This is a genomic window from Rhizobium sp. ERR 942, assembly GCF_007828395.1.
Lineage (GTDB): Bacteria > Pseudomonadota > Alphaproteobacteria > Rhizobiales > Rhizobiaceae > Rhizobium > Rhizobium dioscoreae.
Genome location: NZ_VIUA01000007.1, coordinates 256,698 through 280,932, shown reverse-complemented (window position 1 = coordinate 280,932; position 24,235 = coordinate 256,698). Strand labels below are relative to the sequence as shown.

Sequence of the window (24,235 nt, the reverse complement as noted above, 5' to 3'; positions counted from 1 at the left end):
TATGACCGGGAGGAGGTCGAGGCGGTCCAGTTAGTTGCAAGGGATATCACTCGGCTCGTTGGCCGTCGCGCGAGGCATAAGGGTCGCCCAGCGAAGAGCGGCCCGGGAGGAAAAGAGAAACAGCCTGGAGGAGAGAGAATGCGTAACCTGTTGAGAACATCGATCGCGGCGTTAGCCCTCATGACTGCCTTTCCGGCGTTCGCGGTCGAAAACGTCGTCTGGTGGGACTTTCTGTCCGGAGGCGACGGCGTGCGGATGAAGGCGCTGATCCAGCGTTTCAACCAGGAGCACAAGGACAAGATCCAGATCACGGGCACGACGCTCGAATGGGGTATTCCCTACTATACCAAGCTGCAGACATCCGCCGCCGTCGGCCAGGGGCCTGACATCGCCACATACCACCTGTCACGCCTGGCAGCCGCGGTTGCGGCCAAGACCGTCTCGCCGATCGATCCGAAAGAGCTCGAGGCCGTCGGCCTGAAGGACAGCGACTATCCACCGAACGCGATCGCCGCCTCGACGGTCGACAATCTGCGCTACGCCGTCCCCTTCGACGTGCATGGGGAAGTGCTCTACTATAACAAGACCATACTGAAAGAGCTGGGCGCATTGGGCGACGACGGCAAGCCGACCGGCATCGACACGCTGGAAGGCTGGCGCGCAGTGCTGGCCAAGGCGAAGGACGCCGGCAAGAACGGCGTCGTCATTTCTTCGTCCAACGGCGATCTGCGCGATATCTACACCCTGTTTGGCCAGCAAGGCGGCCAACTGACCGCGGACGGCAAGTTCCTGCAGGGCGACAATTTCGACAAGATGGAAAAAGCCTACAATGAAGTCGCCGACTGGGTGAAACAGGGCTGGGCGCAGCCCTATGTCGACACCGAAACCATAACTCCCACCTTCATCGCCGGACAATCCGCCTTCTTCCTGAACGGCAACTGGGAACTGCCGACCATGGAAACCGAAGTCGCCAAGGGCAACGGTTTCGAATACGGCATGGTCAACATCCCGGCCTGGATGGGAAAACCCGCCAATTGGTCAGACTCGCACTCCTTCGTGATCCCCAACAATGTCGGCGTCACCATGACGCCGGAAAAACGCGCCGCGGTTCTCGAGGTCATCCGATGGATGAATGTCAACTCGCTGGAATGGGCTGCCGCCGGCCATATCCCGGCCTATCTACCGGTTAGCACCTCGGCCGCCTACAAGGCGCTCAAGCCGCAGGCGGATTATGCCGCCATGGCGCTCAACGCCTTCTACATGCCAAAGACCCCGCTGACGGGCGCGGCTTCGAAGTTCGACGACGATTGGCAAAACATGGCGTCGGGGCCGCTCAATGGCGAGGGCGACGTGAAGGAAACGCTCGAGAAGTTTCGCGATCACATGAACTCTCAGTGACGTTTTCTTCGACAGCCCCGGGACGCCTCCCTGCCCCGGGGCTGCATCAGCGAGAGAGGTGGCGGATGGCCGCGGTCTGCAACAAGAAACAGGATCATGTGGTTGCCGCCCTGCTGGTCGCACCGGCGGTCGTCGCGTTTCTAGTGATATTTGCCTACCCGACATGGCGGATGGTGGCGATGAGCCTGACCAATGCACCGTTGATCGGCCCCGGCGAATGGGTTGGCCTCGACAATTATGCGCGCCAGCTCTCTTCACCCCAGTTTCAAAAGGCGCTTTTGAACACGCTCTACTTCATCGTCCTGACCGTCGTCCCCGGCACTTTTCTGGCGCTGTTCCTTGCCATGGGCATCAATCGCCTGAGCGGCCGCATACAGATGCTGGTTCTCGCCTGTTTTTTCCTGCCCTCGATCCTGCCGGTATCGGTGGTGACGCAGATCTGGACCTGGATTGCAAACATGCAATACGGCGTCATCCAGAATGTCATCGGTCTGTTCACCGGAGGGCGGCCGCTTCCGGTGTTGCGTTCGCCAACCTATTTTATGCCGTCGGTTGCCGTGGTCACCATCTGGTGGACGATCGGCTTCAACATCCTTCTGTTTCTTGCGGCGCTGCGCAGCATCTCGCCCGAGGTCTACGAGGCGGCCGCACTCGACAATGCCAGCCGCTGGCGGGTGTTTTCGAGAATAACATGGCCATTGATCTGGCCGGTCACGGCGCTGGTTCTGACACTGCAGCTGATTGCGCAGTTCAAGATCTTCGCGCAACCTTATCTGCTCGGCTATTTCGCCCACACGCCGGCGGACGCGCAGGCCGTTGTCATGACAGTCATCTACGATCTCGCCTTCAAGCAGAACAAGGGTGGCGAAGGCGCCGCCGTCGCCACCATCCTGTTCGCGATCATTCTCATTGCCTCCGTCCTGCAATATCAGTTCCTGCGTGCACGAGGGGAAAAATGAGCGTTCTCACGACAAGCGCGCGGACAGAGCTGGCCACGGCGAACAGTCGTGTCGCTTCGAGAGGTTGGAGCGGGCGCGCACTAACCGCGCTGACGGCATTCGGTGCCCTTATCTGGTTCTTTCCGCTCTACTGGGCGGTCATGACATCGCTCAAATCCGACACGGAGGTGGTCAGTCGGACACCCGGGCTTTTCCCGAAGGCGCCGACGCTCGAACCCTACCGTTACGTGGTCGAGCACTCCAGCATCGTGCAATGGTATATGAACTCGGTCGGCACCTCGGCGATCATCGCGGTTCTCGTGCTTGTGATGAGCGTCGGCTGCGCCTATGCGCTCAGCCAAATCCAGTTTCCCGGCCGCCGCGTGATTTATGGGGCGTTGATCGCTTCGGTGATGGTGCCGGCGGAGGCGCTCATCATCAACCATTTCGTGCTGATGAACATGTTCGGACTCATCAACAGCTGGGGCGGCATCGTGCTGCCGCAGCTGGTGGTGCCATCGGTCATCATCATCCTCAAGCAATTCTTCGACCAGATTCCAAAGGAATTCCGCGAGGCGGCGATGCTCGACAATGCCGGGCACTTGAGAACGCTCTGGAAGATCTATGTGCCGATGAACTGGGGCGTGATCACCGCGCTCGGCATCACAACCTTCATCGCGGCATGGAATAATTTCCTGTGGCCATTCCTGGTCGCGACATCGGACGGCACGATCACCATTCCCGTTGGGATTACCCAGGTAAAGGATGTCTTCGGCGTGCGTTTTGCCAAGGACATGGCCGCCGCTGTTCTGGCTGGCCTTCCCGTCGCCATTCTCTACCTTGTCTTTCAGAAGCAGATCACGCGCGCGATCATGCTTTCGGCCGGAATAAAGGGATAGCAGCCCGCGCGAGGGCGGAACGGGGTTGCTGGAAATTTCTCCTATCATTCGAGGCTATGTGATCAGCGCGATAACGTCAAAACATGACCGCGGTAGACTCGCCTGAAGTCGCGGGAAGGATCTGCAACCAAGCGTCTTGGCCATGCGCGAGAGAGAAGACGGCGCAGTCTGGCAGACTGTGTTGCGAAACGCCAAGACGCCGAAAGATTATCGACGGCATCGTGTTTGAAACGTGAAGTCGCCGGCTACATGCCGCAGGTCCAGTTCCTGAGACGAGAGGAACAACGTCGCCGAGTTTCGAGAGGGGCGCGAAACTTTGTTGTTGCCCGCGGGCGTTGGCATCACCCCTGCCTGGACATCGGTTCGCAGACTTTCGACAGAAGGTGAGCATCAGCTCACCACAGCGACGGATACCGTGCCGTTGATCGGATCCGAACCGGTGACGCCTCGCTCAGATAGGTACTGCCGCGCCATGACCGGCCTCATCAGACCGAGCCAGCCATCGCGTTCGTACCAATCGCGCGCCAACACAAGCAGTGTGTCCCTTTCTTCCAAGCATACCACCCCTTGGGCGGCACAGTTCGCTCGCCGAAGAGGCCGCGGTGTAAGCGGCCTGCACCAGGCGCTGCAATAGGCCCAGCAGGATCTATTCGGCAGCCACCACATGCCTGCTCTTCAGCACCGCGATCGAAAGGAGGAGCACGATGGCCGAGCAGATGGCAACGACGGCTACCATCGGTCTCGCCGTGCCATCCATGAACATACCGCTGACGCCAACCACCAGCGCCGAGGTCATGAACTGGACCGTCCCCATCATCGCCGAGGCCGTGCCGGCGATACGACCATGATGTTCAAGCGCTAGTACCGCCGCATTCGGCACGATCATTCCAAGGAAGGCATAGCCCGCAAACAGGAAGGCAGCCATGATGTCTAGGCGATCGACTCCGCCGGCCATCAGGACGGCCAGCGCCACCATCGTCAGCGCATAGCCAGATACCGCGCCGCGAATCACCTTGCGCAAACCAATCCGGCGGGCAAGCCAGCCGTTCATCTGCGACATGCCAATGAAGCCAATGGCGTTCACGGAAAAGACCACGCTGTAAAAGCTCGGAGAGAGCCCGTAATGGCCGATGAGCACGAAGGAGGAGTTGGCGACATAAATCATGTAGCTGGACATGCCAAAGGAAGCCATCAGCACCAGACCGAGATAATACGGGTCCCTAACGAGTGTTCCATAGGCCTTCAACGCCCCGCCGAGGCTGCTCTCACTGCGCGCCGCAACCGGACGGGTCTCCTCGAGGAAAAAGCGGCCCGCGACGAAGCCGACAGCGCCGGCGAAGACCATGACCCAAAAGATCAGCCGCCAGTTCCCGAACACCGTCACGATGCTGCCCGCGAGCGGCGCCAGGATGGGTGAGATACTGAAGACCAGCATAAGCCGCGACATCAGTTGCGCCGCGGCCGCTCCCGTATGCAGGTCGCGCACGATGGCGCGGGCAATCACGACGCCGGCACAGGCGCCGGTGCCCTGAATGAAACGGAAGGCGACCAGCCAGCTAATATCGGTGGAGAGCGCGCAGCCGATCGCGCCGAGGATGTAGAGCGCCAGACCGACATAGAGAGGCCGTTTACGACCAAACATGTCCGACAGCGGACCGTAGATAATCTGCGACACGGCCATGGCGGCGAAGAAGGAGATCAGGCTTGCCTGGACTGCATGGCTGTCGGCGTGAAGATCCAGACTGATCGTCGGCAACGCGGGTAGATACATGTCGAGGGCGAAGAGACCGACGGCTGAAAGAAGGCCCAGGACGATCGCATGGTGGGAGCCGCTAGCCCTGGGGGATGAAACGTAATCCTTGCTCTGCACGGAAAGACCTTTCCCGCACACGACATTCCCCGGACGAAGCAAGGCCTCATACAAAAAGCATGTGACGGGGATTGAGTGGGCGATTATAGATAGGACGGTGGAACGACGGAAATAGTTCAATGCGGAGCCCGTCATTCCTGTAAAATATTTTGGACAGTATTGTCCAATTAGTCAAGTCCTATATGGTGGTGTCATGAAAACTTCGCCCGCAGCGGTTTCTTCCGAGATAGAGAGTCCGCCCGCCACCAGCAAACGTCAGGCAATCCTGAAGGCGGCCGCAGACGTTTTTGCCGAGGAGGGGTTCGCGGCGGCGAGCATCGATGCCATCGCGGCAAGGGCCGGCGTGTCGCGTCAGACGGTGTACAATCAACTCGGCGACAAGGATAATCTGTTCAAGGTCGTGGTTGCAGAGATCACCGAGAAGTCGAGCGCCGACTTCTTTCGGGTGTTGGACACATTTCCCGTGGCGCCTGTCGATCTCGAAAAGGAACTGACCGAATTTTCATCGCTTCTCCTACGCAAGGCGGTCTGTGATCCGAATGGTCGCTGGCTACGCAAGCTCCTGGAGACCGAAGGCAGCAGATTTCCCGAACTGTTCGAGACCTGGAAGGAATACGGACCGGGCAAGAAATACCCAGCCATCGCGGCTCGGCTCGCGCAGCTCGCGCTGGCTGGCCATCTCGACATAGAGGATCCGGCACTTGCCGCACGGCAGTACATGGCGCTACTCGCGACAGATCTACGGATTAACCAACAGATCGGCCGTCCAACTGCAGAGGAAGAAATCCATCGTATGGCAAGAGAGGCGACAAAGACCTTTCTGCGCGCATTCGGCAAGCGCTAACGGCATCGCGTCGGGAGACCGAACGTCATTCCGTTGAGGCGCGCGCCCGCGGCATTGCCTCGACAATCGCGGTGCAAGATTCTGTTCTCTATCTCTTCGATATTTTGATCATTGCATCATGCTCGGGAACAAGGCAGCATATTCTTTCGTGGCGCAGCAGACCGATAGATTTTTGTAATTCCTCGAACCGTTGTTACTTATTGCCGGGGATGCACGGCAAAAGGGCTGACACCATAATGGTGACGCGTGCGCAGCAAATTGGCGTCGTGATCGGCCTGGCCTTCGTCACGGCATTGACGACCCTACGGGCAAGTGATCCTCCCTTGCTAAGGCTCGCGCGCGATTTGACATTCGACCAGTATCAGCGCCTGGTGCCCCGGACGTTCGATAACCAGCCCGTCCGGGTCGTCGACATAGACGAGGCGTCGCTGCGGGAGTTCGGTCAATGGCCCTGGCCAAGAAACCGGATTGCCGCCCTTGTCGACAGGCTTTCCGATCTGGGCGCGGCCGCTATCGCTTTCGATATCCTCTTCGCCGAGCCGGACCGACTTTCGCCGCGCAATATCGTTCGCGATGTCATTGGCATCGATCCGTCACTGCTTGGCAAACTACCGGATAACGATGAGATTTTTTCCCAATCGCTGTCGGGAAGGCCGGTGGTTCTAGGCTTCGGCCTCTCCAACGAGGGAGACTATCTGCCGCCGGTCAAGGCTGGGTTTGCCTATACCGGCGAAGATCCCTCCGGTGCGCCGCCGACGATCAAGGCCGCCACGCCTGTGCTGCCGCAATTGGAAACCAATGCTGCGGGGCTCGGCCATATCAGCCTCAATCCGGGCGCTTCATCGGCCGTGGTACGCGCGGTTCCGCTTTTTCTCAGCGACGGCAAGCAGCTTTATCCCAATCTCGGGCTTGAGGCGCTTCGCGTCGCACAGGGAGCCTCCACCTACGTGCTTGACGCCGCGCCGCGCACACCCAATACCCTCACCCGAGTCAAGATCGGCAATTTCGTCGCGCCGGTAACAGCAGCCGGCGAGCTTTGGCTCTATGTCAGCCGCGACACCGCGAAGCGATATATCTCGGCAAGCAAGATACTCGCGACCGAAGGCGCCTCCGCCGATATCAGAACCGCTATCGAAGGCAGTATCGTTTTCGTCGGAACCTCCGCTTCCGGCCTCCAAGATGTCCGCACGACGGCCCTTGACGAGAACGTGCCGGGTGTCTCCATCCACGCGCAGATCGTCGAGCAGATCCTTTCAGGCCGCTTCCTTTCCCGGCCGGACTGGGCGGATGGGCTGGAAATCCTGTCCATCGCCCTCTTGGGCAGCCTTCTGGTGGTCGTCACTACCTTCGTCAATCCGGCCGCGGCCCTCGCCTGCGGCCTGCTAATTACCTTTTTTGCCCTTGTGGCCTCCTGGGCCGCCTTTCTTTATGGAGGGCTTCTCTTCGACCCGCTGGCACCGATCGTCTCTGGATCGATCACGCACTTCGCCGCGACGGCATTCCGCTTTCTCGTGACGGATCGGGAGCGGCGCGACGTGCGGCGGGCTTTCGGCCACTACCTCTCGCCATCGCTGCTCCATCGCATCGAGCATACGCGCGACGCACTACGCCTCGGGGGAGATGAACGCGAACTGACGGTCATGTTCGTCGACGTGCGAAACTTTACCCAGATCAGCGAAGAGATGAGCCCAAGCGCCGTCGTTGCGTTTCTGAACACGCTGCTCGATGCGCTGAGCCACCATGTCATCGCCAATGACGGCACGCTCGACAAGTTCATCGGAGACTCGATCATGGCTTTCTGGAATGCCCCTGTCGATGTCTACGATCATGCCGGCAAGGCCGTGCGCGCGGCTCTCGGCATGCGGGAAACACTCGCCCACCTCAATGGCGACGATGCCTTCGGTTTCGGAGACGCGCGGCGGGTTGGAATAGGCATCGGCATCCACACAGGGCTTGCATGCGTCGGCAATATGGGGGCCGAGACCCGTTTCAATTACACGGCGGTCGGCGATGCCGTAAACATTGCCGCGCGTATCGAATCCGCCTGCAAGGACGTCAATTTCGATATTCTGGTATCCGAATCGACGGCAGGCTTGCTGCCCGATTGCGCTCTGCTCGAAGCGGGAGCGCTGACGCTGAAGGGTAAGAGCATGCGAACTAAACTCTTTGCGGTGGTCGGCGACGAACGCGTGGCGAGGTCCGCCGGATTTGTGGAACTACAGGCTGCTCACAGGCAGCTTGTCGATGCCCTTCGGGTACGCTCGACAGGCAGCCGCAAACTTATCAGCGCCGCCAAATTTAAGGCGCGAGCGGCGGCAGCAGGACTACTGCAGGATTTTTACGCCCAGATTTCTCGACGAGGCGGACACTTCGTCGACGAGACCGCGGACAAGGCAGCCGATATCTAGCTGATTTTGCGATTCAGCCTTTTCAGGCTTGGAGACGCCCTAACTTGCTATTCTCTCGCAATTCAGGACCTCAGCGATGGTGATGCCCGCCATCGTGATCACCTTGATCATTATGATCGCCGTCATCGCCTTCATTGTCCTCGTCGCCCCGATGATGATCGCCCCATCCGTGGTCGCCCCTGCCATGATGACCGTCGTAATGCTTGCCATCATCATCGTCATGGTTATGCGGTTTGTCGGGTGTATTTGGTGTATTTGGGACGTTCGGCGTCGTGGGAGTTTCGGTCGGTGCAGTCGGCGACTCCGTATGTGTCGGCTCCCGCGTGTTAGGTACGCTCGGCGTATCAGGCTGTGTCGGGCCGGGATTGTTCGCCGGAGCGCTGCGTGGGGAGATCCCGTTTGGCTGGCTCTTCATCGCCGTCGACAGACCGCAGCCACCGCCACTGACAAAACCCATTCGCCCTGAAAGCTGCTGATCCCCGGACAGAAACGGCAGAGCCCGCTGGTTGCCTAGCGTTTTGAGAACGTCGCGATTGACCCGGCGAGGTTCGCTGATCTGACCGTTGCGCTTCGCGACGACGCAATCACATTGCTGCTTCAGCTGCCTGCAGCCGCCAGCGCCGCAGAATTGCGCAGCGCCGTTCAACAGGACGACTGCAGTCGTGCCGTTGGCTCCGACATAAAAGTCAAACGCTGTTCCGCGCACGCCGATCGTTCCCGCCGGCGTCACGATCTGATAGGCTGAGTGGTTCGAATTTCCGCTCATCCAGCGAAAGCTGCCCTTTGCCGCATTCACGGTCAGCTTTTTCACCGCGCCCGAGTCATCGAACACGAATTTGTCGATGGTAACGGACGATCCGGCTCCGACGGCCAGTCTGGTGCCGTCCCGAAATGTGAACTGTCCGAGACCCGAAATCGAGGTGCGAATTTGCTCGTCCCGATGAACGGGATCATCGACCGCGAGCGGGCCGCCAGCACCCGTGACCTCGGTTTTGATCAACACCGCCTGACCGACCTTCTCGGCGGCTTTCAAAGACAGCGGCGCGAGCAGCGTGGCACTCAACACAACGGCCACGGCGTGACGAAGATAAAACACCCTCCCCTCCCAAGCTTACTTATATTTTATCATAATATATTTCTTATTACAAATCACGACCTACGGTTATATCCTTGCATATTTTTCAATTCTGGAATTTAATCATGGATAAACTGATGTATAGTTTCGATAATATTGCATTCATATCTTCTAATCGGAAATTCATAGAATGATTTCAATAACATTATCCGAATCAATTCTTCCATAGCACTAAAAAAAGAGGTGAGCCTATTCAAGGTTGCCGAGATCGAAGGAATTGCGTCAGACTCCTTCTCGACGCAACATTCATCACACGATTGCAGTCCATTGAAGAACCGATGGCTCGTTGGCCATGGTCGGTCATCGATTAGTCACCGCTACAGGTCAGTTCCGCATGTCTACAATTCGCTGAAGCAGCGCAGTGCGGGTCGCTGCTGTGTTGAAATATTTGAAAGGGACCGATTGCGCCTTTCGCAATGATTCATACGGATACTTTTAATTGTCGGGATATTTTGATTTTCTTCGCTCGCGCGGAAATAGAGACGCAAGCATACCGCCGGCACTGTTTGATCCGCAAATCAGAAAACCTTTATTTAAGTAGGCAGCTTAGTTGCTTCCGATGCTGCGATTCGGTCCATCTCAGGGGTCTTCCATAGCCAGGCGACCGTTCCGATCAGCGGCGGCCGTATGGACAGTACAGGTCGTCAGCACTTGAATGGCAATAGAGACCCTATCGTTGCCTATTGCCCGCGCAATGCTCCCGTTTGGTGAAGCAGGAAGCTAGGCTGCCGGAGATGGTCCATCTAGAGCTAGTTGTCTGCTTTCCGCTTCTAACCCAACTGGGAATGTGAAAAGATCCCAAACAGCCCCTTGGCCATTACGCCCCATGGCTTGCTTAAAACTCTTTCCAATCGGAAACGACTCGACCGCTAACGGCAGCCGATCTACGGGCCGTTTGCGCGACCGGCTCGGCGGAAGCGCGACGCGAAGGCTCAGCCATGGCGCGCGCGGTTTGTCGCAAGACTGCCGAGCTGGCGGAGGCCGCGGCGTCGAGGCGGAATTGAGATACGAGTTCGCGCAGCTTGCTGGCCTCAGCGGCAAGTGCGGCGGAGGCTGCCGTCGACTGCTCGACCATCGCCGCATTCTGCTGCGTCGTCTGATCCATCGTATTGACTGCCGCATTGACCTCGGCAAGGCCTGTCGACTGCTCCTTAGCGGATGCGGCGATGGCGTTCATGTGCTGGTTTATGCCCGAGATGCGCTCACCGATTTCCTTCAATGCGACACCCGTTTCACGCACCAGCTTCACTCCACCATCGACCTCGGTCGAAGAAGCATTGATCAGCGCCTTGATCTCTTTTGCCGCGGCCGCGGAGCGCTGCGCCAATTCCCGCACTTCCTGCGCCACGACGGCAAATCCTTTACCGGCTTCGCCGGCGCGCGCCGCTTCCACACCGGCATTGAGCGCCAATAGGTTAGTCTGGAAGGCAATGTCATCGATCACGCCGATGATATTGAAAATCTGCTGGGAGGAACTCTCTATGCGCTGCATGGCTTCCTCGGCCCTGCTGACGACATCAGCCGACCGGGTTGCGCTATCATCGGCGGCAGTCGCCGCCGCTCGCGCTTCTTCCGTCCGATTGCTCGAGTTGCTTACATTGACCGTAATCTGATCGAGAGCGGCGGCCGTCTCTTCAAGCGATGCCGCCTGCTGCTCGGTGCGGCGGGAAAGATCGTTGGCTCCGGAAGAGATCTCCTGCGTGCCGCTGTCAATCGATACAATACTCTCGGCAATCGCGTGCAATGTGCTGCTCAATTGCTGCAATGACGTATTGAAATCGTGTCGAAGAGCTTCGAAATCCGGAGCGAATGGCTCATCGAGCTGGAAGGAAAGATCCCCGGAAGCCAACCTCTTAAGTCCCATGGCAAGACCGGATGTCGCGACTCGCAAACGGTCCGCGGCATCGGTTTCCGCCTGCCGCTGAGTGGCGATCCGGTCGGCTTCCGCCTGCTGACGGTCCCTTGCCGCGTCCGCTTCGAGCTGGCCCTTGGCGATCGCTGCTTTTCGGAATACTTCAACAGCCTGCGCCATCGTCCCTACTTCGTCGCTTCGACCGATGCCGGTACAAACGATATTGGTGTCACCGCCCGCGAGCTTGGCCATATCGGCGCAAAGCGCCAGGATGGGTTTGGACACGGTCCTGCGGAACAACACGAAGAGCATGATGGAGAACAGCACCGTCAGCCCTAGGAGCCCCTGCATGATGCTGCGTATGGAACCTGCTGTGCGCGCACTTTCTGCCGAGATCGACTCCGATACGTTTTGTATCTGATCGCCCGCCTTCTCCATCGCGGTTTCCAAAGCGGAGAATTGCTTCATGAAATCGGGCAATGCCTTTAACGCGCCTGCCGGATCCTTCTCAGCCGTCGCGACCATTTTGGTTGCGTTGTCGATATAGCTCAGCAACGGAGATTCCACGCCGGCGAGCACCCTTTGAGTTTCCGGATCTGTCGCGAGCGCCTTGTTGGCCTTGATCATCTCGCGAAACGACGTGACATGTTCCGAAAGATCCGAGTTGACCGTTTTAAAGCCGATGCCGGATGCGGGATCGGATGCGAGCAACGCAGCCAGCACATCCGCTCTCAAAGCGTCATGCATCATATCTGCCTGCATGTGATTACGCAGCACCTGAGCCGACCCTGCTATTTTCTCGGCATTCTGCGTCAGGGTCGAGGCGGACCATATGCCAACACCAGTCGCGCCGCCCGCAATTACAAAGATTGCCACGCTTGCAAGGATGATTTTCTGCTGGATCGATGCCATGGAACATATCCCAAGATTTCCTCAAGAGAAGGATGTGGGATTGTGCTTAATTATCCGTCAAAATATGTCGATCCATGGAAATCTATTTCCAAATTATCAAAAAATACAACTACCTTTATTATCTGTCTTGATACATACCGCCAGGCGTTGATCTTCAACGTCAGTGAGAAAGTATACATCAAGCTAGTCCTGATAAGTACTGCTATATCGCTCAGCGGATCTTTTAAAGTAACCTTTTGAGAAGTTCGCCACGGAGCGGACCGCTGGATAGGAACTTCGTACTCCTGATAATATGGCGGCAAGGAAGCGATGAGCCGGTCGAAAGGAGCCTTATCGACAAAAAGGATCGTCGTCAGATTCCGGAAGCCAAAGATTGAATGAAGTGGCTAGTCCGTTGCTGCGTGGATTTTCGCGGCAAGGTTCCTCATATCGGCTCGTGATGAAGTGTGAATGCTCTCCGGCCCGATGAGCAGGCAGTTAATTGTTGCTCAAACCCTGAACGTCTCGCTCTTGAAAGGAACCTGACAAGCGCCCATTGCGGGATTCGGTCAGCATGGCGCCTCAAGAGACCGATGTCATTCGCACCGCTGAAGAGCAAGGTCTTGCTCGGACGTCAAGACGGTGGATGATGTCAAACCATTCGATCATCCCTGCTTCCTTTTCCTGCACCGCGTGGCGCGAGTAGTCGACTGCTCCGTTATTCACCTTGGGCGTTAAGCTTCGCGGCGCGTTGACCGAGCTTTGCGTTAAGCTGATCCAATAAGTGGCTGAGAACCCATTGATGAGTTAGAGATATCGGCATCCGCAGAGGTCACGGTGCAATGCAGAGATGGGTGAATCTCGGCACACATGAACACTGAATTGGCCAAACGAAAATGCCCCGTACAAAACGTCCGGGGCAATCCTTGCTTCTTGAACCGCGCTAGAGCCGCGGTGCCTCTCCTCACATCAAACCGATCAGAACTCCGACCATTCCTGCTGAAGATGTTTAAGCGCAGCATTGCCTTGCGTGACAGGAGCGGTGCGCACAGCAAGCCGGCCTGCTGTCGGGGCTGAGGCAGGCCGGGCCGGGGGCCTCGCCCGCGGCTCCATGCGCTCGGTTTCGCCTGTGCGGAATGCGCTCAGAAGCTCGCCAAGACGCTTGCTCTCTTCGGCCAAGCCTGCGCCGGCGGCATTCATCTCTTCGACCATGGCGGCATTCTGCTGCGTCGCCTGGTCCATATGATTGACGGCGCTGTTGATCTCCGACAGCCCCATGGACTGCTCCTGAGCGGCGGTGGCAATGGCATCCATGTGCTGATTGATCTGCAGGACCAAGTCGGCGATAGCTGCGAGGCCCTCGCCAGTGTCGTTGACGAGTTTCACGCCCTCGCCGACGGCAGCTTCGGAATTGCCGATCAGGGCCTTTATCTCTTTGGCGGCATTGGCAGAACGCTGGGCCAGTTCGCGAACTTCCTGGGCTACAACAGCGAAGCCCTTTCCGGCTTCGCCCGCGCGCGCAGCCTCGACACCGGCGTTGAGCGCAAGCAGGTTGGTCTGGAAAGCGATCTCGTCGATCACGCTGATGATCTGGCTGATCTGCTTGGACGAATGCTCAATTCTGCCCATGGCGCTGACTGCATTGCTGACGACCTGGCTGGAGTTTTCCGCTCGCGATCGAGCACCGCGCACCAAGTCACGTGCATCGCCAGCCCGCTTGGAGGTCGATTGAACATTGGCCGTAACCTCTTCCAGCGCAGCTGCCGTCTCTTCCAGCGAGGCGGCCTGCTGCTCCGTGCGCTTGGAAAGATTATCGGAAGCCTGCGAAATCTCGTAACTGCCGCTGTTAACGAGTGATGCAGCCTGGCCGACCTGGGACATGGCAGCGCGCAGCTGGCTGACCGATGAATTAAAGTCGTGACGCAGAGCTTCGAATTGCGCAGCCAACGGCGTTTCGATCTCGCACCGCAGGTCGCCAGATGCCAGATGACGAAGTCCCGTCGCAAGCGAACCCGTAGCCTGCAGCAGCCTCTCTTCCGCTTCTTCTTCGGCTCGGCGCTGCACTTCGAGGCGTTCATTCTCCGATGTAATGCGTGCTTCGGCGGCTTCGGCCTCGAGCGCCTTGTTGCGCAGGGCTGCCTGCTGGAAAACCTGTACGGAACGCGCCATGGCACCAATCTCATCACGCCGTTCAACGCCACTGATCGAGACCAAGAGGTTGCCTTGGGCAAGTTCGGTCATGGAACGAGTTAGCGCGCCGACGGGCCTCGTGACGCGAAGGAGGATGACGCATATGCCCGTGGCGCTCAGCACCACGGCAACAAGGAAGGTGAGTCCATAGGCGATCAAGCTGACGAATGCATCATTCTGGCTGGCGGATGCCTTGGCGACCATGCCATCCGCGGCTGCCGCCGCGGTGTTCGTGATGGTGAGAAGGGTTGCGTTGCCAAGCGGACGCCAGTCGTCGAGGGGCATGGCCTTCTTCTCACCGGCCGCGAATCTTGCAAGCAATGCATTATGTTTTGCTGCGAAGTCACCGCTGAAATAGGTCGCGCTGCTGACTTTATAGGCGTCCTTGACGACCTGTGGTGTCGACGGATGATTGACCAGAGTGCCGATTTGTCCCCAGGTGAAACTCGCAGCGTAATCGAATTGCTGGATCTTGCTGACGTCCTCGGGCTTCATTGCCTCTCCAGAGGCCAGCGTGTTGACGAACAACAGGTTTGCGGCACCGGCCGTCGCGCGCGTGTACCATGTCAGTGCACGGATCTGAATGAGTGCCGTCATTGAGGGATCACTCGTGCGGATCCGGCTTTCGATGGCGGTCGAACCTGCCTCCAACGCGGTCAAGAGCTGCTGACCGAGGTCCAGCGTCGTAGCCTGCAGTGCCGGATCGCGATCAGCAAGCTTCTTGGCGACTTCGCTGTCGAGCTTTGAGCGGAATTCGACAACCCGATCATAGGCATTCATGACATCGGCAATCGGGGCTTTGAGCGTCTGGTCGTCAATGTTCGCAAAGACTGATTTCGCGTCAGCTATATATTTGTCGACGATGCCCCTATCCGTTCTTAACAAGGCAAGCGTTGCATCTTGCCCGCCAAGCTCAAGTTTGGCGAGCGACGACCCATCGCCTCGCTCGTTGCGGAAGTTCGCAAGCGTTTGGAAGAGAGCCCGATCTAGCATGGTTAACTTCGAGATGTCGGCATACTTACCTGCATCGCGATAGGCATCAAGCGTCGAAGATCCCGTTAGCACGCACAGAGCGACGCTGAGAAAAAGGAAAATTCCAACAAGTATATTGCGAAGAGAAAAAATCATAATTGCTCACCTACGTTCGGGGTGCCGTAACGCTAACCCGCTTCGCCGAAACCCGTATTTCTGGAGCTCTCGAGGTGAAATTTCTAAAAGAAAAGCAGTCCGTGAGCCATCGAGACGCCGCTCGATCACAGGCGCATCATGCCCTGCCCAATCAGGAGAAAAGTTAGCCCGGTTTTGTTGAAACAGGATTAACGCTTTCCCCTAAAAACACAGGGGATTTTTGATCACCCGGTTAATGTCGTCCATGGTCTCGATTTAACCCGTTTTGCTTCATCTTTCCTGCGTTAGCCAAGAAAGACAAAGTATTCCGAAAGTTGAAAGTATCTCTTTGAGTTGACGCAAATGCGCGATTGGTCCTTTTCAGATAGAAATCTGCAATAACGGCCTAATCGCCAAACGCCAGCCGCTTAACCATATTGGAGGATCAGCCAAATCACGCCCTAAGCATGTTTGAGTGCATGACTACTTGGCGGTCTCGCGGCTGCCTAGACCATCAGCGGGAGTGCTATCGCGGGGAGCGAGACGATGTCCCGCCGAGTCCCAAGCAACGTTTGATGAGATGCCTGGCGACGACCAAGCGGGAAGATTTGTCGCTCAGAGGCAAGCGTCGCCAACCATCATGAAAGAACCGCCGCGGTCAGGTGTTCAAACCGCCATCGACGTTAAGGATCACACCCGTGACCTGCCTTGCCGTGGGACTAGCCAGGAACGCGACGGCCGCCGCGATGTCCGAAAGCACCCCATATCGGCCCAATGGGATGAGGTTACGCTGGAATTCAGAATAGTCTCCATTCGCCGGGTTCATCTCGGTATCCGTCGAACCTGGCTGGATCAGATTGGCCGTGATATCGCGCGGTCCCAGTTCCTGCGCTAAGCCCCGGGTGAAAGACTGCAGCGCCGATTTCGTCATGAAGTAGACCGTGCCCGTCGCGCCGACGATCCGATCCGCACCGGCTGAGCCGATCGTGATCACTCCCCCCGGGCCGAGATGCGGAAGGGCAGCCTGCGTCGAAAGGATCGTGCCGCGGATGAGTTGTCATTCCGTTTCGCGACAAGACCCGAGTGGTGAGTGCTTTGCGAAGCGACTGCCCTTTCTCCAGAAGGCAAAATGGCATGGTCGTCGTATTTGCCGCCGAACAATGCGCACAAGGTGCCGCCTTCGAAATTGTCGGCCATGACGATGCCCTTTCCCGCTCGTTGAGAGACGCGAACATGGTTGTCCATGCCGCCCTGAAGGAGGTATTTTCGGGACGCATCGATGATACGCGCCCCGCCTTCAAGGTTTTGACCGATCTGAATGATCTTTCCGCCTTTTCAACATCGTAGACATCAGAGGCCGTTGCCGCCCTGGCGTTCTTGATGACGAGATCAAGCGCGTTCATCGACCACTTCCTATCCTGATTTCATTTGCGGCGCGCGCGGCATCCACTACGGCGGCTCCGGTTTTACGGCTATGATTCAGCATCAAAAGCCCCGCCTGCGACACGTCTCCCCTTATGATGGCATCGAAGATGGCCTGGTGCTCGGCCACGGACTCCTTCCATCGCTGCTCCGAAATCAGTGTTTGGTGTCTGTTGTGCACCGATTGCTTGGTCAGGGTCGTATGCGTAGCTGTCAGCGCCGGGTTGGCCGCCAACTCGACAATCAGCGCATGGAGCTTTTGGTTCGCCTTGAAGTACGCTTTCTGATTACGCTTCGCATAGGCCTCGCCCATCTGATGATGCAAGCGCTCGATCTCCGCGAGCGCCCTTGGCGTCATCCTGGAGACCGCGATCTCGATCGCATGTCGCTCGAGCGCGCCAAGGACGTCAAACATATCCAACAGCTCCTCGGCCGAATACTGCCGGACCCGGGCACCGCGCCCTGGCAGAAGCTCAAGCAGCCCCTCGGACGCGAGCAATTTCACGGCCTCGCGCATGGGAGTTCGAGAAACACCAATCGCCTGAGCAAGAGCGACTTCATTCAATCTCTCGCCGGCAGGCAGGTCGCCACGGCTGACCATCTCACGCAACTTGTCGACTACGTGATGATGCAGCGAGGCGCGCTTTATGGCCACCGCATATGGTGCTTTCGTCGCCGGATCGTCGTCTTCGTCCATGGCCGCTTCCTTGGGCATGATTGTCGCGCCTGCCTCACTGATATCCAACCGAGCAGCAATTAAGCAAGTCACTTTGATGACTAAAATTAAAGCATCCTGACCACATTGAGGGCATGCAGATAATTACATAAATAATGCACTTTGTAAATATATATAATATTTTCAATAATTTATGATTTGGCATATTGCTTGCAAGTCATGTTTGTCCGTCACACCAGCAGAAGGTTTCGCCAACATGGCCAAAAGCAAATCCGCGATCGCTCGCATGCAAGCCTGCCGCTCCCGCACATCCCTTCTGATCGCAGCGACCTTGTCGCTTGGTCTGCTTAATAGCTCCGCCCACGCAGAAACCCCGAAAGACGTCCTGATCGAAGTCGCGGAGCATGGCCCGAACTCGCTCGACGCCATGGCGCCTGCTGCGAATGAATTCAGTCAGATGGCCTCGTGGCAACTCTACGATCGGCTGATAACGCATGGAACGAAGACCCTGCCGGATGGCAAGGTCATGTACGACGCGACCAAGATCGAGCCCGAGCTGGCAAAGAGCTGGGAAATCCAGGACGGTGGCAAAACTCTGATCTTCCATCTGCGTGAAGACGCCACCTTCCACGATGGCTCGCCGGTGACCGCGGAGGACGTCAAATGGTCATTTGACCGCGCCGTCTCTGTCGGCGGCTTTCCGACGGTGCAGATGGCGGCCGGCTCGCTGACCGATCCCAAGCAGTTCTCCGTTATCGCCCCCCATACCTTTAAGATCACCCTCGCTGTGGCCGACAAGCTCACACTGCCAGACCTTGCGGTCCCGGTTCCGTATGTCGTCAACAAGAAGCTCGCCCTCCAGCATGCAACGGCTGACGACCCGTGGGCGCTCAAATGGACCTCACTTAACGATGCTGGTGGCGGCCCGTTCAAGATCGGCAGCTGGAAGAGCGGCGACCGCATCGTCTTCGAACGCTTCGACAACTGGAAATCCGGCGCCCTGCCGGCGCTGAAGCGCGTCGTCCTTCGGGAGATCGCCTCGCCAGGAACCCGTCGTGCCCTACTGGAAAAGGGCGATGTCGACGTCTCCGTCGGATTGCCGCCGAAGGACTATGCCGAGCTTGCAGCCGCCGGCAAGGTCAACGTCATCGGCACGCTGATGCAGAACGAGCAGTTCAACGTCGACCTCAATGTCTCGATGAAGCCTTTCGACGACAAGCGCGTCCGCCAGGCGATCGCCTATGCCCTTCCCTATGACAGCATCATGAAGCAGGCGCTCTACGAGCGCGGCGAACCTCTCTTCGGCGCCGATACGGCAACACCCTTCCCACCGAAGTGGCCGGTTGCTTCCAAGTACAATACCGATCTTGACAAGGCCAAGGCGCTTCTGAAGGACGCCGGCTATGCCGACGGTTTCAAGTCCGACCTCTATATCGACATGAGCCAGACGACCGTTCAGGAGCCGATGGCGCTGCTGATCCAGGAACAGCTGAAGAAGATCGGCATCACCATCGAGATCCACAAGGTGCCCGGCTCCGAATGGTTCGCCAAGATGGGTTCGAAGAGCATGCCGATGGACATCAACTATTTCTACGGCTGGCTGGACTATCCGGAATACTTCTATTTCTGGACCTATGACGGCAAGAACAACAGCGTGTTCAACACGGCCAACTACTCGAATCCCGAACTGGACAAGCTGATTGAACAGGCCCGCTTCGAAAGCGATCCCGCGGCCTACGACGCGATCATCACCAGGATGAACACTATCGCCATGGACGACGTGCCGCGCGTGCCCGTTGCCCATTTGTATTCGGACATCGCAATGCAGAAGAACGTCAAAGGCTACGTTTACTGGTTTCACACGCACCTCGACCTGAAGTCGATCTCGAAAGAATAGCGCGGAGGCCGGGGCGTCCTCGACGGCACCTCCCCGGCATCTAACCCGTATCGGCCAATTGCTTAGGAACGTGATGCGCGGAGATTGAGTTCATGAAGATTGCCCTGAATTTTGCAAAGCGGATCGCGACGGCGATCCCCAGCATCATCGGCGTTGTCGTCGTCACGTTTCTGCTGGCGCGGGCGCTGCCCGGCGATGCGGCTGTCTATTATGCCGGATCCTCCGCAACGCCCGAAAGCATTGCCCAGATTCGCAAGGCTCTCGGGCTCGACAATCCACTCTGGTATCAATTCGGCGATTACACCTCGCGCCTTCTTCATGGAGATCTCGGCACTTCGCTCTCCAGCGGCCAGCCGGTGTTTCAGGATCTATTCACGCGACTGCCAGCATCGATCGAACTAACGCTCTGCGCGCTTATGTTCGCCATGCTGATCGGACTGCCGCTCGGCATCGCGGCCGCGACACGCCCGGGAAAGGCGATCGACCACCTCTGCCGCGTCATCGTCTCTGTCGGAGCAGCCTTCCCTACTTTCTTCGTCGCCCTGGGACTGGTTTATGTCTTCTATTTCAGGCTTGGCATCGCGCCGGAACCGCTCGGTCGCCTGAACGACACATATTTTTCGATACCGCCGACGATTACCGGGCTCTATCTCGTCGACACGTTGCTGGCGGGCGACATCCAGGCATTCTGGGCCTCCCTCTCTCAGCTCTTGCTTCCATCCATTTCGTTAGGGCTGTTCGCGCTAGCACCGATCGCCCGCATCGCCCGCGCCTCCATGCTGGCTTCGCTTTCCAGCGATTTCTGTCGCACCGCGCGCGCCATGGGCCTCTCTCGAACCAGGATCGTTTACGGATACGGCCTACGCAACGCGATGCTGCCCGTCATCAATATTCTCGGCATGGTCTTTTCCTTCCTGCTCGGCGCCAATGTCTTGGTCGAGCAGGTCTTCGCCTGGCCCGGGATCGGCGCCTATGCCGTCAATGCCGTCATCACGTCGGATTATGCCGCCGTCCAGGGTTTCGTGCTGATGATGGCAATCCTCTACATCCTCCTCAACCTCATGGTCGACCTCGCCGCGGCCGTGATCGATCCGAGGGTTCGCTACGATGGCTGAAACCACCTCATCAAACATGCAGGCCAGCACCTTCTGGCGAGATATCAGGCATATGGCCGGCGAAAACAAGCTAACGCTGGCCGCAGCTCTGATCCTGCTGTTCTTCGTCCTCGTTTCGGTATCGGCGCCCTGGCTCGTACCCTATGATCCGCTGGCGGTGGAGCCGGCCGCGGCCCTGAAGGCGCCGAGCCTGGCGCATCCTTTCGGAACCGATGCGCTAGGCCGCGACATCCTCAGCCGGGTTGCCATCGCCACGCGGCTCGACATCGGCATGGCGATCGGCGCCGTCGCGTTGTCGTTCGTCTTCGGGACGGCGACCGGCGCGATCGCCGGCTATTTCGGTGGCTGGACGGATGCCATCATCGGCCGCTTCATGGATACGATCATGGCGTTTCCGCTCTTCGTCCTGGCGATGGGCATCGTTGCCGCCCTTGGCAACAGCGTCGAGAACATCGTGCTGGCGACGGCCATCATCAATCTGCCGTTCTATAGCCGTTTCGCTCGAAGCGAGGTCAATGTCCGCCGCGACATGACCTTCGTCGAGGCGGCGAGAATGGGCGGTAATCGTCCGTTCAGGCTGCTGGCGTTTCACATCGTGCCCAATATCCTGCCGACCATGATGGTCCAGGGATCCCTTAATCTCGGCTGGGCGATCCTCAACGCGGCCGGTCTTTCCTTCATCGGTCTCGGCGTGCGGCCTCCAACGCCGGAATGGGGCATCATGGTCTCGGAGGGCGCCTCCTACATCTTCTCCGGCGAGTGGTGGACCTTCGTCTTTCCCGGCGCGGCACTGGTCATCACAGTCTTCTGCTTCAACCTGATCGGCGACGGCCTGAGAGACATTATCGACCCAAGGAGGCGCACGTGAGCGTACCTCTGCTTTCAGTAAAAAACCTGAACGTCGATTTCCTGACACGATCGGGCACCGTGAAGGTTCTCAACGATGTCAGCTTCTCCCTTCCAAAGGGAGAGATCCTCGGGATCGTAGGCGAAAGCGGATCGGGCAAATCCGTGCTTTCCTATGCCCTGATGGGGCTGCTCGACGACAATGCCGCGATCAAGGCGGATAGGATAGAATTCGGGGGGATCGATCTGGCCGGCCCGACCTCGCCGCTCGCATCCATTCGTGGTCGCGAGCTGTCGATGATCTTCCAGAGCCCACGCACCGCCCTCAACCCGATCATGCGGGTTGGGCGGCAGATCGAGGATGTGTTGCGGCGGCATGGCCCGGTCTCCCGGGCAAACGCCAAGGCCGCGGCCATTGCCGCCCTTGCCCGCGTCCGCATCCCGGATCCCGAGCGACGCTATGAAGCCTACCCCTTCGAGCTCTCAGGCGGAATGTGCCAGCGCGTGATGATCGCCATGGCGCTGTCTTGCTCTCCGTCATTGCTGATCGCCGATGAGCCGACGACAGGGCTCGACGTCACGACCCAGGCGGTCGTCATGGATCTGATCCGCGACCTTGTCCGGGAGACCAGAATGTCGGCCATCCTGATCACTCATGACCTCGCCCTTGCCGGGGAATATTGCGACCGTATCGTCGTGATGCATGCCGGCCATATAGTGGAAGTCGCACCGGCCGGTGAACTGCAATCACATCTCGCACACCCCTATACGAAAGGGCTTTTCGCCGCGACGCCCACGGCGGAGACGGAGCTTGAGCACCTGGCCTCTATCCCAGGCAGCCTGCCCGATCTGCGAGGCGAGCTTCCGTCGTGCAGATTCCTGCATCGCTGCGACCGGCGACAGCCGGACTGCCAAACCGCACTGATCCCGCTTCGCCCGATCGGTGGTGATCACTCCGTCCGCTGCAGGCACCCGCTATGAGCGCTTTCTCCTCGCCACTCATTGAAATCCACGGTCTGTCGAAACGCTATCCCGTCGGTACCTTCCGCCGGAAAATGCTTCACGCCGTCGACCAGGTCGACCTGACAATAGCTGAGAGCGAATGCATTGGACTCGTCGGCGAATCCGGTTGCGGAAAATCGACGCTCGCCCGGGTGCTCGCCCGCCTGATCGATCCGACGGAAGGCGGGATAAGGCTCTCCGGCGTCGAAGTCGGAAAGATTCCGGCAAAGGCGTTCGGCGGATCGCCTCTGCGACGGGACATCCAGGTCGTGTTTCAGGATCCGACGGAAAGCCTCAATCCGGGCTTCACTGTGTTTCAGGCGATCGCCGATCCACTGAAGCGTCTCGTTGGCGGCACCGGCAGGGAGATCGCCGACCGGGTGCTTGCAGCGCTGGACGATGTCGGGCTGCCGCGGGAATATGGCAGCCGCTATCCGCACCAGCTGTCGGGCGGCCAGAAAGCCCGCGTCGGCATCGCGCGGGCAATCGCCGTCAATCCGAAGCTTCTCGTTCTCGACGAACCGACATCAGCACTCGATGTCTCCGTTCAGTCGCTCATCCTCAATCTCTTGTCGAAACTGCAGAAGCAGCGAAACATGAGCTATCTCTTCGTATCTCATGATCTCAACGTCGTCCGGCTTCTCTGCGACAAGATCGCGGTTATGTATCTCGGACGAATCGTCGAATTCGGACCCTCAAAGTCCGTCTACTTCAATCCGCGCCATCCCTACACCCGGGCGCTGATCGACGCCATTCCTGATCCAGAACGGAGGAATTCCGAGCGCACAAAGCTCGAAGGTTCAGCCTCCAGTCCGATCGATCCGAACCCGAACGCATGTCGCTTCGCCGGCCGCTGCCCGGTGGAACTCCCGGCCTGCACGCAGTCCATGCCGCCCCTGACACCATGCGGCGACGGCAATCTGGTGGCTTGTCATCGCGCGGCTGAAGGCGATCCATCATGACCCGAATTCTGCTCTTCAACCCCAACATATCGACTGACGTAACGGACCTTCTGGTCCAGGCAGCAAACCCCTTCCTCTCGGCCGGATCGACGCTCATTCCCGTGACCGCGCCCCGCGGCGTTCCCTATATCGCCACACGGGCGGAAGCCGTGATCGCATCGGGCATCGTCCTGGATGTCCTGGCGGAACGGGAAGGCACTTTCGATGTCGCCATCGTCGCCGCATTCGGCGATCCGGGCCTCGCCGGCGCACGGGAATTGATGCCGGTCCCGGTGATCGGCCTTGCCGAAGCCGCCATGCTCAGCGCCTGCATGCTCGGCCAGCGCTTCTCGATCGTGTCCTTTTCGCGCGCGCTCGGACCGTGGTTTCGCGAATGCGTGGCAATGCATGGCCTTCTCGACAGGCTGGCAAGCATCCGGCTTCTGGATGGACCATTCGCATCGCTGGCCAATATACAAGACGAAAAGGAAGGGCTGCTGATCGAACTGGCGCTCAGGGCCATTGAAGACGATGGCGCCGACGCCATCATCCTTGCCGGTGCGCCGCTTGCGGGCCTCGCGGCACGCGTTCGCGACCGAATTCCGGTGCCGGTGGTGGAATCCGTCGTCGCCGCCGTCAAACAGGCCGAGCTTCTCCTTGCCCTCAATCCGAAAAAGGCATCCGCCGGCAGCTTTCGCCGACCGGACCCGAAACCGTCCATCGGCCTTTCGGCAGCGCTCGAACGTTCGCTGCTGGCAAGCGCACGCCCGGCATCGCCACGGCACGAAACGTTCTCATAGCAGG

18 protein-coding genes and 1 pseudogene are annotated in these 24,235 nt (G+C 58.5%); 12 read left to right on the top strand and 7 right to left on the bottom strand.

The genetic code is table 11. The features are described from left to right. Positions 1-138: 138 nt before the first annotated feature. The 3 genes from FBZ97_RS27345 to FBZ97_RS27335 all read left to right on the top strand — a co-directional run bounded on the left by FBZ97_RS27345 (position 139) and on the right by FBZ97_RS27335 (position 3,235). Positions 139-1,398 carry an extracellular solute-binding protein gene (locus FBZ97_RS27345; RefSeq protein WP_145323011.1) on the top strand — a complete coding sequence of 420 codons (1,260 nt, stop codon included), beginning with the start codon at positions 139-141 and terminating at the stop codon, positions 1,396-1,398. 65 nt (positions 1,399-1,463) lie between these two features. Beyond that, positions 1,464-2,357 (top strand): sugar ABC transporter permease, encoded by an 894-nt coding sequence (locus tag FBZ97_RS27340; RefSeq protein ID WP_145323009.1) that lies wholly within the window; start codon positions 1,464-1,466, stop codon positions 2,355-2,357. Positions 2,358-2,497: 140 nt separating this feature from the next. Further along, entirely contained in the window at positions 2,498-3,235 is a 738-nt protein-coding gene (locus FBZ97_RS27335) for a carbohydrate ABC transporter permease (RefSeq protein ID WP_233788547.1), read from the top strand. Between the two features lie 390 nt (positions 3,236-3,625). On the opposite strand, the gene FBZ97_RS34545 is transcribed toward FBZ97_RS27335, so the two are convergent. Further along, the gene (locus tag FBZ97_RS34545; RefSeq protein ID WP_156090771.1) at positions 3,626-3,790 is read right to left on the bottom strand and encodes a hypothetical protein; all 165 of its coding nucleotides are present in this window, start codon (positions 3,788-3,790) and stop codon (positions 3,626-3,628) included. Between the two features lie 91 nt (positions 3,791-3,881). Further along, positions 3,882-5,105 carry a multidrug effflux MFS transporter gene (locus FBZ97_RS27330; protein WP_145323006.1) on the bottom strand — a complete coding sequence of 408 codons (1,224 nt, stop codon included), beginning with the start codon at positions 5,103-5,105 and terminating at the stop codon, positions 3,882-3,884. A gap of 193 nt (positions 5,106-5,298) precedes the next feature. On the opposite strand from FBZ97_RS27330, the gene FBZ97_RS27325 reads away from it, so the two are divergent. Next, complete coding sequence (locus FBZ97_RS27325; protein WP_145323004.1) at positions 5,299-5,949, top strand: TetR/AcrR family transcriptional regulator; 651 nt, start codon at positions 5,299-5,301, stop codon at positions 5,947-5,949. Between the two features lie 236 nt (positions 5,950-6,185). After that, positions 6,186-8,357 (top strand): adenylate/guanylate cyclase domain-containing protein, encoded by a 2,172-nt coding sequence (locus FBZ97_RS27320; protein ID WP_281406134.1) that lies wholly within the window; start codon positions 6,186-6,188, stop codon positions 8,355-8,357. A 70-nt stretch (positions 8,358-8,427) separates the two neighbouring features. Here the strand turns inward: FBZ97_RS27320 and FBZ97_RS27315 are convergent, their stop codons facing one another. The 4 genes and pseudogenes from FBZ97_RS27315 to FBZ97_RS27300 all read right to left on the bottom strand — a co-directional run. Next, complete coding sequence (locus FBZ97_RS27315) at positions 8,428-9,453, bottom strand: FecR domain-containing protein (RefSeq protein ID WP_145323000.1); 1,026 nt, start codon at positions 9,451-9,453, stop codon at positions 8,428-8,430. Between the two features lie 874 nt (positions 9,454-10,327). Continuing rightward, on the bottom strand, positions 10,328-12,256 hold the full coding sequence (locus FBZ97_RS27310) for a methyl-accepting chemotaxis protein (RefSeq protein WP_113421547.1): 1,929 nt from the start codon (positions 12,254-12,256) through the stop codon (positions 10,328-10,330). Between the two features lie 957 nt (positions 12,257-13,213). Beyond that, on the bottom strand, positions 13,214-15,553 hold the full coding sequence (locus tag FBZ97_RS27305) for a HAMP domain-containing methyl-accepting chemotaxis protein (RefSeq protein ID WP_145322997.1): 2,340 nt from the start codon (positions 15,551-15,553) through the stop codon (positions 13,214-13,216). 637 nt (positions 15,554-16,190) lie between these two features. Continuing rightward, positions 16,191-16,583: pseudogene (locus tag FBZ97_RS27300) on the bottom strand (SDR family oxidoreductase); the annotation flags it as partial. An 83-nt stretch (positions 16,584-16,666) separates the two neighbouring features. Between FBZ97_RS27300 and FBZ97_RS27295 the strand changes: the two are divergent. After that, complete coding sequence (locus FBZ97_RS27295) at positions 16,667-16,879, top strand: hypothetical protein (protein ID WP_113352136.1); 213 nt, start codon at positions 16,667-16,669, stop codon at positions 16,877-16,879. A gap of 52 nt (positions 16,880-16,931) precedes the next feature. Here the strand turns inward: FBZ97_RS27295 and FBZ97_RS27290 are convergent, their stop codons facing one another. Continuing rightward, the gene (locus FBZ97_RS27290; protein WP_246661862.1) at positions 16,932-17,651 is read right to left on the bottom strand and encodes a GntR family transcriptional regulator; all 720 of its coding nucleotides are present in this window, start codon (positions 17,649-17,651) and stop codon (positions 16,932-16,934) included. 235 nt (positions 17,652-17,886) lie between these two features. Between FBZ97_RS27290 and FBZ97_RS27285 the strand changes: the two genes are divergently transcribed. The 6 genes from FBZ97_RS27285 to FBZ97_RS27260 all read left to right on the top strand — a co-directional run bounded on the left by FBZ97_RS27285 (position 17,887) and on the right by FBZ97_RS27260 (position 24,231). Then, positions 17,887-19,527: an ABC transporter substrate-binding protein gene (locus tag FBZ97_RS27285; protein WP_145322993.1), complete on the top strand. Its 1,641-nt coding sequence runs from the start codon at positions 17,887-17,889 to the stop codon at positions 19,525-19,527. 92 nt (positions 19,528-19,619) lie between these two features. After that, on the top strand, positions 19,620-20,642 hold the full coding sequence (locus tag FBZ97_RS27280) for an ABC transporter permease (protein WP_145322991.1): 1,023 nt from the start codon (positions 19,620-19,622) through the stop codon (positions 20,640-20,642). Further along, complete coding sequence (locus tag FBZ97_RS27275; RefSeq protein ID WP_233788531.1) at positions 20,635-21,510, top strand: ABC transporter permease; 876 nt, start codon at positions 20,635-20,637, stop codon at positions 21,508-21,510. The genes FBZ97_RS27280 and FBZ97_RS27275 overlap by 8 nt, the downstream gene beginning before the upstream one ends. Continuing rightward, positions 21,507-22,469, top strand: coding sequence for an ABC transporter ATP-binding protein (locus FBZ97_RS27270; protein WP_113331795.1), 963 nt, complete (start codon positions 21,507-21,509; stop codon positions 22,467-22,469). The genes FBZ97_RS27275 and FBZ97_RS27270 overlap by 4 nt, the downstream gene beginning before the upstream one ends. After that, on the top strand, positions 22,466-23,452 hold the full coding sequence (locus FBZ97_RS27265; protein ID WP_113331794.1) for an ABC transporter ATP-binding protein: 987 nt from the start codon (positions 22,466-22,468) through the stop codon (positions 23,450-23,452). The genes FBZ97_RS27270 and FBZ97_RS27265 overlap by 4 nt, the downstream gene beginning before the upstream one ends. Continuing rightward, a complete protein-coding gene (locus tag FBZ97_RS27260; RefSeq protein ID WP_113421552.1) occupies positions 23,449-24,231 on the top strand; it encodes an aspartate/glutamate racemase family protein in 783 nt (260 codons plus the stop codon). Before FBZ97_RS27265 ends, FBZ97_RS27260 begins: the two co-directional genes overlap by 4 nt. Positions 24,232-24,235 lie beyond the last annotated feature (4 nt).

Coding starts and splice junctions, on each gene's coding strand:
- FBZ97_RS27280 (WP_145322991.1), top strand. CDS start 19,620: ATGAAGATTGCCCTGAATTTTGCAAAGCGGATCGCGACGGCGATCCCC.
- FBZ97_RS27305 (WP_145322997.1), bottom strand. CDS start 15,553: ATGATTTTTTCTCTTCGCAATATACTTGTTGGAATTTTCCTTTTTCTC.
- FBZ97_RS27285 (WP_145322993.1), top strand. CDS start 17,887: ATGGCCAAAAGCAAATCCGCGATCGCTCGCATGCAAGCCTGCCGCTCC.
- FBZ97_RS27340 (WP_145323009.1), top strand. CDS start 1,464: ATGGCCGCGGTCTGCAACAAGAAACAGGATCATGTGGTTGCCGCCCTG.
- FBZ97_RS27275 (WP_233788531.1), top strand. CDS start 20,635: ATGGCTGAAACCACCTCATCAAACATGCAGGCCAGCACCTTCTGGCGA.
- FBZ97_RS27345 (WP_145323011.1), top strand. CDS start 139: ATGCGTAACCTGTTGAGAACATCGATCGCGGCGTTAGCCCTCATGACT.
- FBZ97_RS27295 (WP_113352136.1), top strand. CDS start 16,667: ATGGTCGTCGTATTTGCCGCCGAACAATGCGCACAAGGTGCCGCCTTC.
- FBZ97_RS27310 (WP_113421547.1), bottom strand. CDS start 12,256: ATGGCATCGATCCAGCAGAAAATCATCCTTGCAAGCGTGGCAATCTTT.
- FBZ97_RS27320 (WP_281406134.1), top strand. CDS start 6,186: ATGGTGACGCGTGCGCAGCAAATTGGCGTCGTGATCGGCCTGGCCTTC.
- FBZ97_RS27265 (WP_113331794.1), top strand. CDS start 22,466: ATGAGCGCTTTCTCCTCGCCACTCATTGAAATCCACGGTCTGTCGAAA.
- FBZ97_RS27325 (WP_145323004.1), top strand. CDS start 5,299: ATGAAAACTTCGCCCGCAGCGGTTTCTTCCGAGATAGAGAGTCCGCCC.
- FBZ97_RS27260 (WP_113421552.1), top strand. CDS start 23,449: ATGACCCGAATTCTGCTCTTCAACCCCAACATATCGACTGACGTAACG.
- FBZ97_RS27335 (WP_233788547.1), top strand. CDS start 2,498: ATGACATCGCTCAAATCCGACACGGAGGTGGTCAGTCGGACACCCGGG.
- FBZ97_RS27290 (WP_246661862.1), bottom strand. CDS start 17,651: ATGGACGAAGACGACGATCCGGCGACGAAAGCACCATATGCGGTGGCC.